The sequence below is a fragment of the Saccharopolyspora indica genome (assembly GCF_027853965.1).
Classification (GTDB): domain Bacteria; phylum Actinomycetota; class Actinomycetes; order Mycobacteriales; family Pseudonocardiaceae; genus Saccharopolyspora; species Saccharopolyspora indica.
This window is the reverse complement of sequence record NZ_JAQGLB010000024.1, coordinates 107,672-115,261: the sequence shown is the minus strand read 5'-3', so window position 1 is coordinate 115,261 and position 7,590 is coordinate 107,672. Positions and strand designations below refer to the sequence as shown.

The following is a 7,590-nucleotide window of genomic DNA, read 5'->3' as shown; positions in this document are numbered from 1 at the left end:
CGCGACTACGAACGCCTCCCCGAACACCACGCCACCATCGTCTGCTGGGCCGCCATCATCCACATGACACGCAAACTCGCACGCCTAACACACACCACCCAACAAGATCCCAAACAACCTCTATAGCCCCACAAAGCACTCACGGGTCGATCACGACTCAGCGAGGACGGCCAGGGCCTCCGGGATCGAGTCGACGACCGGGCGACCGGTCTGCTCCAGCGCCGCGCGGCTGGTCACGCCGGTGGTCACCAGCACGCACTGCGTTCCGGCCTGCTCCGCCGCGTGGGCGTCGTCGAGGACGTCGCCGATGAGCACCACGTCGCGGGCGTCGAGCTCCTGCGCGGCCAGGTGGCGGCGCAGGTGCTCGGCCTTCGAACCGCCGCCGACCTCCGCGCGCAAGCCGTCGACGCGCGCGAACAGCTCGTACAGGCCGCGAGCCGTCACCAGCTCGACGAGCTCGTCGTGGAACCACATGGACAGCAGCGACTGGCTCCGGCCGTCCTTCGCCCAGTCCTGCAAGGCGTTCGGAACGCCCTTCGCCAGACCGCAGGTGTCCAGCAGATCGCGGTACGCATCGTGGTAGAGCACGTCGATCCGAGCCCAGTCCTGGTCGTCCAGCGACCGGCGCAGCAGGCGCTCGTAGCACTGCAGCAGCGGACGGCTGAACACCGCTCGCCACTCGTCGATGTCGATGTGCTCGCGGTCGAACTCCGCGCAGACGGTGTTCACCGCCGATACCACGGCGTGGTTGTCGTCCAGGAGAGTTCCGTTCCAGTCCCACACGATGTGCCGAGTGCCAGCGAGAGTCGTCATGGCTGGCGACTCTACGAGCCGGCGGCGACATTCCGGTACTCCCGTCCCGATCTGAGAGGCGGCCCACACGCGGCTGGATCACCTCCGCTCGTGCCGACCTCGGCCATGACCTCTAGCAGCAGGTCGGCATCGGCCCGGACACCGGAATCGGGATCCCGCTCGCGCAGCGAGCCCAGCATCGGCTTGCACCGGACGGACGACGTGCAGCTCATCGCGTAGACCGCCGCTTCCCGGACATCGGCTTCCGGCGCACCAAGCCCGGTGCCACCGCGTTCCGGCCCGGGCATTCGGCGCGGATGTCGTGGCACTTCAACTGCTTCCGAGCAGGACGACGCTGGCGATGACGATCCAGGCGGCCCAGCCGAGCCAGCCGATCAGGCCGGTCACCGCGATTCGGTTCCTGGCGTCGGCGTTGTACGGGCTGGCCGAGGAGGAGACGAACAGCAGCGCCGCGCTAGCGTAGCCGAGCCAGGCGTGCCAAGCGGGGATGAACCCGACGCCCGACCCGGCTGCGCTGAAGCCCAGCAGGGCGATTGCCAGGAAGACCTGGTTGAAGCCGAACAAGACGTTGCTCAAGGCCCACAGTCCCGCGACCGGGTCACCGTTCTTGGCCGCGGCCGCCATGCCGAAGCGGAGTGCCTCCACCACCACGAACGTCGCGTTCTGCATGAGGACACCGGCGAAGCCGACGAGCGCCCACGCGTCCGTTCCCGGTTCACCTCGCCACAGCTGCGCGAGCAGTCCGGCGGCGAAAACCGTGGTGCACAGCCAAGTGGCCGGTGCGACCACCGAGGGCTTCTTCAACCGGTCGCCGACTGCGGCCAGCGAATCGGTGACCGCGGCCAGCGACTGGCCCGAGTTCGGCATCGGGAGCCCGGCGCGGACGTAGACGACGTTGATGACGATGGCCAGCAGGACGAACCCGATACCTCCCACAGCCGCCAGACCAGCGATGTTCATCGCAACACCCCATTTCGGTTTACGTACCCTATAATCAATGTAGGGAGCGTTGGATGGAGACGCAATCATGGGAGAAGAGACCGGGCGACGCCCGTACAACTCGTTGCGCCGCATGGCGCAGGCGCACCAGACCCGGACCGAGATCGCCGACGCCGCGCGCCGGCTGTTCGTCGCGCAGGGCTGGGCGAGCACCACCGTGCGGGACGTGGCCCGCGAAGCGGGCGTCTCGGCGCCGACCGTGTACGCGGCCTACAAGAACAAGACCGGGTTGGTCTGGGCACTGGCCGAATCGGCCGACATCGCCGCGGACCTGCCGCGGCAGATCGAGGAGCTGGAATCATCCAGCGATCCGCGCGAGCACCTGTCCGCGATGGCCGGCTACGACCGGCGGCTGTTCGAGCGCTCCGGCGACCTCATCGCGCTGATCCGCGAAGCCGGGAAGACCGAACCCGAACTCGCCGACCTCTACCGGCAGGCGCGGCAGGTCGCCGACCGGACTCGCGTCCAGGTGTTCTCCAGCTGGCCCGATGGCACGCTCCGGCCCGACCTGGACATCCCGACCGCCGTCGACTGCTACGCAGCGCTGTGCAACATCGACGTCTACGCAACGCTCGTCGCGGAGCGGTCCTGGCCCCCCGAACGGATCGAGCAGTGGTGGAGCGAAGCACTCGCCCGCGAGCTGCTGAGCCAGCGAGAATGAGAGAAGCGGCAGCCGGCCAGACCGACTGCCGCTACGGGGAATTGCTCGTGCTCACGGAGTTTCGAGGTCGGGGTCCGGGGATTCGTCTCCGGTGCGCTCGAGCTCTTCGCGCACCACGCGGTAGGCGAGACCTTCGGAGTAGCCCTTGCGGGCGAGCATGCCGACCAGGCGGCGCATCTTCGTCGTGTGGTCGAGCGCGCTCATGGAGCGGAGCTTGCGCTGCACCAGCTCCCGGGCCCGTTCCGCTTCCACGTCGGAGTCCACAGTGGAGAGCGCCGCTTCCACCAGGTGGCCGTCGACGCCCTTGCGGCGCAGTTCGAAACCCAGCGCCTTGCGCCCCAGGCCCTGGGTGCGCTGACGCGAGTGCACCCATTCCTCGGCGAAGGCGGCGTCGTCGACCAGGCCCGCGTCGACGAACTTCTGCAGCACGCCGTCGGCGACGTCCTCGTCGATCCCCTTGCGCAGCAAGGACTGGCGCAGCTCACCGCGACTGCGCGCACGCGCCGCCAGGAGCCGGTACACGATGTCGCGCGCCTGCTGCTCCGGAGTCTCGGGCTTGCTCCGCTTCGGTTCCGCCGCCTCGCCCCGAGTCGCTTCTTCCGAACGGGCATCGTCGGGGAAGCGGTTCCGCGCACCGCTCCCCCGACGCCTGCCACCGTCGTTCATCCGCACCAGCTTCAGGATCAGAACTCGACCGGAGCCGGTTCGGCGTCCTCCGCGTCCAGCGTCGCGCCGATGCCGAGCTTCTCCTTGATCCGCTTCTCGATCTCGTTGGCGACGTCCGGGTTCTCCCGCATGAACCGGCGGGCGTTCTCCTTGCCCTGGCCCAGCTGGTCGCCCTCGTAGGTGTACCAGGCACCGGACTTGCGGATGATGCCCTGCTCGACGCCCATGTCGATCAGCGAGCCCTCGCGGCTGATGCCGATGCCGTAGATGATGTCGAACTCGGCCTGCTTGAACGGCGGCGCGACCTTGTTCTTGACCACCTTGACGCGGGTCCGGTTGCCGACCGCGTCCGAGCCGTCCTTGAGCGTCTCGATCCGGCGCACGTCCAGCCGCACCGAGGAGTAGAACTTCAGCGCCTTACCACCGGTGGTGGTCTCCGGGGAGCCGAACATCACGCCGACCTTCTCGCGGAGCTGGTTGATGAAGATCGCGGTGGTCTTGGCGTTGTAGAGCGCGGAGGTCAGCTTCCGCAGCGCCTGGCTCATCAGCCGGGCCTGCAGACCCACGTGGCTGTCGCCCATCTCGCCCTCGATCTCGGCGCGCGGCACCAGCGCGGCCACCGAGTCGATGACGATGATGTCCAGCGCGCCGGAGCGGATCAGCATGTCCGCGATCTCCAGCGCCTGCTCACCGGTGTCCGGCTGGGACACCAGCAGCGCGTCGGTGTCCACCCCGATCGCCTTGGCGTACTCGGGGTCCAGCGCGTGCTCGGCGTCGACGAACGCCGCGGTGCCGCCGAGCTTCTGCGCGTTGGCCACCGCGTGCAGCGCGACCGAGGTCTTACCGCTGCTCTCCGGGCCGTAGACCTCCACGATCCGGCCACGCGGCAGGCCGCCGATCCCGAGCGCGACGTCGAGCGAGATGGACCCGGTCGGGATGACCTCGATCGGCGCGCGGGTCTCCTCGCCGAGTCGCATGACCGACCCTTTGCCGAACTGCTTGTCGATCTGGGCGAGCGCCAGCTCCAGCGCCTTGCCCTTGTCCGGTGTCGCTGCTGCCATCGGGGTCCACCTCGGTCGAGTCGTTCTTCGTCGTCGTTGTTCAGATCAGACGCTACGGGCAGGGACCGACAATCCGGCCGCGGGGTTCGCCGACCTCGGTCCCGTTGCCCCCACATCTTAAGCGAACGGATGTTCGATCACCTGCCCGACACGCCAGTCGCTTCACCTGGTCGTGTGACAGTGCGATCAGCCCTGCTCAGGTGGACACTCGGAGGACCACCCGACGTTCGCCCGACCGGCGACCCGAGGAGGAGGTGCCGACCGTGCGCATGGACCGCTACCTTCCGCCGGACCACCCGCTCAGCCGGTTCTACCGGATGGCAGCGGCCGTCTTCGGCGCCTGCCTGCTGGCCTTCGGCGTGCTGGGCCTGGCCAACCGGGTTCCGCTGTTCACCACCAGCGGCATCGACGTCCTCGGGCTGTCCAGCAACGGGCTGCTGGCGGTGGTCTCGATCGTCGTCGGCGCGATCCTGGTCTGCGCCGCCGCCTGGGGCGGGCCGGTGGCTTCCACGACCACCGCCGTGATCGGCGTGCTGTTCTTCCTGTCCGGGCTGATCAACCTCGGACTGCTCGAAACGCCCTGGAACCTCTTCGCGTTCAAGCTGCAGAACGTGGTGTTCAGCCTGATCGCCGGCCTGGTCCTGATGTTCTTCGGGTTCTACGGGCGGGTCAGCGGCGGCCTGCCGCGGGACAACCCCTTCGTCCGCTACCGGCACCACGAACCGCCCGCCGAGGAGGTTCCCGAGCAGCGGCTGGCCGACGAGCGGCGGATCGCCGAGCTCACCCCGCTGGCCAAGGACGAGGTCGCGATGGCCGAGGGCCACGCGACCCCGGAGCAGGCGCGTCGGCTGCGCGCCGAGGCCGCGCGGCACATGCAGGAGGAGCGCCGCCGCGCCTACGCCCACTACGTGGATGCCGGGCGCACCCCGGAGCAGCAGGTCAGCGCCCAGAACCTCTGGGCCGACTTCGAAACCCCCGCCCAGCCCAGGCCCCCGCGCGAACCGGAGTCCTGACCCGCCGGCGGAACGCGATTTCAATGGAAATCAGGCACCTGACTTCCATTGAAATCGGATGTTGGACTTCCATTGAAATCGCGGGAGAACCCGGGGATCAGCGGCGTTCGGCGGGCACTTCGAAGGCTTCGCAGACCGCCTGCCAGACCTCCTTGGTCGTCACCCCGGCTTCCAGGGCCTGGTCGACGGTGCGCCCGCCGAGCGACGAGAAGACGTGGTCCTGAGCCAGCATCTCGGCGCGGACCCGACCGAATTCGTCGGCCATGCGTTGGCGGAAAGCTGTGTGGCGCATCGCCCGCCAGCCTACGCGCCGCCGGTACCCTGGTGGCGTGCTGCTCCTGATGCAGGCCGATCCGACGGGGCTGTCCACCCCGCTCGGCAAGGTCGTGATCGCCCTCGGGCTGCTGGCCGCGATCGTCGTCGCGGTGCGGTTCCTGTGGGAACGGCGCAACCGCCGCTGACGGTCAGGCCAGCCCCGGCTGGACGGTCTTCTCGAAGGTGTCGGCGAGGGCCTCCGGGCTCAGCTTCAGGTCCTCGTTGGGCTGCAGCAGCATGCCGACCAGCGGGCGGTCCTCGACGGTGAACACCAGGGTGCCGAAGTCGATGCCGGTGACCGCGCGGTAGCTGCCGGACAGCCCGTTGCCGGTCCAGTCGGCCTCCACCTGGTCGCTGTGCACCCCGTTGAAGGACAGCAGCAGATCGGCCCGCGCGGCCGCCGCCTCCTGCGAGTCGAGCTGCGTGTAGACGATCTGGGTGCCCTCGTTGGGGTTGCCGATCGAGCAGGACACCACGGTGCCGCTGAGCTCCCGCAGCCCGGGCATGATCCGCTGCCAGCCAGGCGCGCAGTTGGCGCGCTCCGGGACGCTGCCCGCGAAGTTGCGCAGGCACGTGGTGAAGCCCTTGTCGTCGCGGGCACCGGGCTGGAAGCACTCGGACGCGCTCGGCGCCGGCGAGCCGCCGCTGACGCGCACCACGATCGCCACCACCGCGACGAGCACCGCGACGGCGGCGAAGGCGCCCAGGCCGATCAGGAGGTTGCGCCGGGAACCCGGCTCGGCCGGTGGCGGGACGGGCTGCGGCGGGGCCACCGGGCGGGTGCGCACCGTGTCGGGCTCGCGGTAGCCGACCGGGGCGGGCGCCGGTGCCGGGGCGGGCCCGGGGCGGATGTCGTTGGTCCACATCGACGCGGCGTCGCGGGCCACGTGGTGCGCGCCGAGGGCGACCGCGGTCTCCGGCTGGTCGAGCGTCGTCGGCACGACCCGCAGCTGCTCGCCGATCAGGCTCGCGACCAGCGGCAACCGGCTGGAACCGCCCACCAGGTAGATCCCGGCGAGCTGCTCGGGCGCCATGCCGTTGGAGCGCAGCACCGAGGACAGCAGCTCGACGCTGCGCAGCATGGTGGGGCGCACCAGGCCTTCCAGCTCCGCGCGGGTGATCAGCACGTCCTCGAACGGTTCGGGCATCGGCACCTCGGTCTGCGGGTGCCGCGACAGCGTCTCCTTCGCCGCCCGGACGTCCTCGATCAAGGCGCGCTGGGCCCGGCGGTCGGCGGTGGTGTCCGGCCGCAGCAGGTGCTGCCAGCGCTGCGGGTCCTTGTTGGAGACCTGCCGCCCGACGTGCTCCAGCAGCGCCTGGTCGACGTCCAGACCGCCCAGGTCGCCCAAGCCGTCCTCGGCGAGCACCACGAACCCGTGCTGGCTGGCCCCGACGATCGCGCAGTCGAAGGTGCCCGCGCCCAGGTCGTAGACGGCCAGCACCTGGCCGTTGCCGAGCGCCCGGTCGGGGAACGACGCGAAGTGCGCGGCGGCCGCGACGGGTTCGGGCACCAGGACGAGGTTGCAGCTGAACCCGGCCAGCCGCGCCGCCGACAGCAGCACGTTGCGCCGGACCGTGCCCCACTGCGCGGGGTGGGTGAGGCGGACCTCGTCGGGCTGGGCGCCGCCGAGCTGGCGGGTGGTCTCCTCGGCGACGCGGTGCAGGACGGCGGCGAGCGCGTCGGTGACCGTGATGACGTTGTCGCCGAGCAGCAGGGTGCTCTCGTCGACGCGGCGCTTCGGGTTCGGTTCGAACCGGGACGGGTCCAGCCTGGCGCGGCGTTCGGCGTCCCGGCCGACGACGAGCCCGCCGTCCTCGCCCGCGAACACCGCCGAGGGCATGGTCGCCGATCCGTCCACCTCGATCACGCGCGGTGGCCGCCCGTGCGCGGCCAGCACCGCCACGGTGTTCGACGTACCGAGATCCACCGACAGGACGCGCACCCGTCCCCCTCCCAGCTGAGAAGACCTTCCCGGAGGGGAATGCTGCCATGCAGCGTCCCGGTGGGAGCACCGATCCCGACCATTGGCGGCCTCCGCGGCCCACTTCGGACGGTCTCGGC

9 protein-coding genes are annotated in these 7,590 nt (G+C 70.0%); 3 read left to right on the top strand and 6 right to left on the bottom strand.

Annotated elements, in window-relative coordinates; translation table 11 throughout:
- Nucleotides 1-150 precede the first annotated feature (150 nt).
- Together OU416_RS34895 and OU416_RS34890 are read right to left on the bottom strand one after the other, a co-directional pair.
- The gene (locus OU416_RS34895) at nucleotides 151-813 is read right to left on the bottom strand and encodes an HAD family hydrolase (RefSeq protein WP_270931343.1); all 663 of its coding nucleotides are present in this window, start codon (nucleotides 811-813) and stop codon (nucleotides 151-153) included.
- Nucleotides 814-1,122: 309 nt separating this feature from the next.
- Complete coding sequence (locus OU416_RS34890) at nucleotides 1,123-1,773, bottom strand: hypothetical protein (protein ID WP_270931342.1); 651 nt, start codon at nucleotides 1,771-1,773, stop codon at nucleotides 1,123-1,125.
- Nucleotides 1,774-1,840: 67 nt separating this feature from the next.
- On the opposite strand from OU416_RS34890, the gene OU416_RS34885 reads away from it, so the two are divergent.
- On the top strand, nucleotides 1,841-2,473 hold the full coding sequence (locus OU416_RS34885) for a TetR/AcrR family transcriptional regulator (RefSeq protein ID WP_270931341.1): 633 nt from the start codon (nucleotides 1,841-1,843) through the stop codon (nucleotides 2,471-2,473).
- Between the two features lie 51 nt (nucleotides 2,474-2,524).
- Here the strand turns inward: OU416_RS34885 and OU416_RS34880 are convergent, their stop codons facing one another.
- Entirely contained in the window at nucleotides 2,525-3,139 is a 615-nt protein-coding gene (locus OU416_RS34880) for a regulatory protein RecX (protein WP_333779673.1), read from the bottom strand.
- 17 nt (nucleotides 3,140-3,156) lie between these two features.
- Nucleotides 3,157-4,200, bottom strand: a complete 1,044-nt coding sequence (recA, locus tag OU416_RS34875) for a recombinase RecA (RefSeq protein WP_270931339.1) — start codon at nucleotides 4,198-4,200, stop codon at nucleotides 3,157-3,159.
- 269 nt (nucleotides 4,201-4,469) lie between these two features.
- Between recA and OU416_RS34870 the strand changes: the two genes are divergently transcribed.
- Nucleotides 4,470-5,213 (top strand): DUF4383 domain-containing protein, encoded by a 744-nt coding sequence (locus OU416_RS34870; protein WP_270931338.1) that lies wholly within the window; start codon nucleotides 4,470-4,472, stop codon nucleotides 5,211-5,213.
- Between the two features lie 97 nt (nucleotides 5,214-5,310).
- On the opposite strand, the gene OU416_RS34865 is transcribed toward OU416_RS34870, so the two are convergent.
- Nucleotides 5,311-5,505, bottom strand: a complete 195-nt coding sequence (locus OU416_RS34865) for a DUF3046 domain-containing protein (RefSeq protein ID WP_270931337.1) — start codon at nucleotides 5,503-5,505, stop codon at nucleotides 5,311-5,313.
- 37 nt (nucleotides 5,506-5,542) lie between these two features.
- Between OU416_RS34865 and OU416_RS34860 the strand changes: the two genes are divergently transcribed.
- Nucleotides 5,543-5,674: a hypothetical protein gene (locus tag OU416_RS34860; protein ID WP_270931336.1), complete on the top strand. Its 132-nt coding sequence runs from the start codon at nucleotides 5,543-5,545 to the stop codon at nucleotides 5,672-5,674.
- Between the two features lie 3 nt (nucleotides 5,675-5,677).
- On the opposite strand, the gene OU416_RS34855 is transcribed toward OU416_RS34860, so the two are convergent.
- Nucleotides 5,678-7,471: an Hsp70 family protein gene (locus OU416_RS34855; RefSeq protein ID WP_270931335.1), complete on the bottom strand. Its 1,794-nt coding sequence runs from the start codon at nucleotides 7,469-7,471 to the stop codon at nucleotides 5,678-5,680.
- Nucleotides 7,472-7,590: the final 119 nt, after the last annotated feature.

What these genes read in the sequence shown, in the direction of transcription:
- OU416_RS34880 (WP_333779673.1), bottom strand. Translation starts at nt 3,139, where the DNA reads ATGAACGACGGTGGCAGGCGTCGGGGGAGCGGTGCGCGGAACCGCTTC.
- OU416_RS34885 (WP_270931341.1), top strand. Translation starts at nt 1,841, where the DNA reads ATGGGAGAAGAGACCGGGCGACGCCCGTACAACTCGTTGCGCCGCATG.
- recA (WP_270931339.1), bottom strand. Translation starts at nt 4,200, where the DNA reads ATGGCAGCAGCGACACCGGACAAGGGCAAGGCGCTGGAGCTGGCGCTC.
- OU416_RS34870 (WP_270931338.1), top strand. Translation starts at nt 4,470, where the DNA reads ATGGACCGCTACCTTCCGCCGGACCACCCGCTCAGCCGGTTCTACCGG.
- OU416_RS34865 (WP_270931337.1), bottom strand. Translation starts at nt 5,505, where the DNA reads ATGCGCCACACAGCTTTCCGCCAACGCATGGCCGACGAATTCGGTCGG.
- OU416_RS34895 (WP_270931343.1), bottom strand. Translation starts at nt 813, where the DNA reads ATGACGACTCTCGCTGGCACTCGGCACATCGTGTGGGACTGGAACGGA.
- OU416_RS34890 (WP_270931342.1), bottom strand. Translation starts at nt 1,773, where the DNA reads ATGAACATCGCTGGTCTGGCGGCTGTGGGAGGTATCGGGTTCGTCCTG.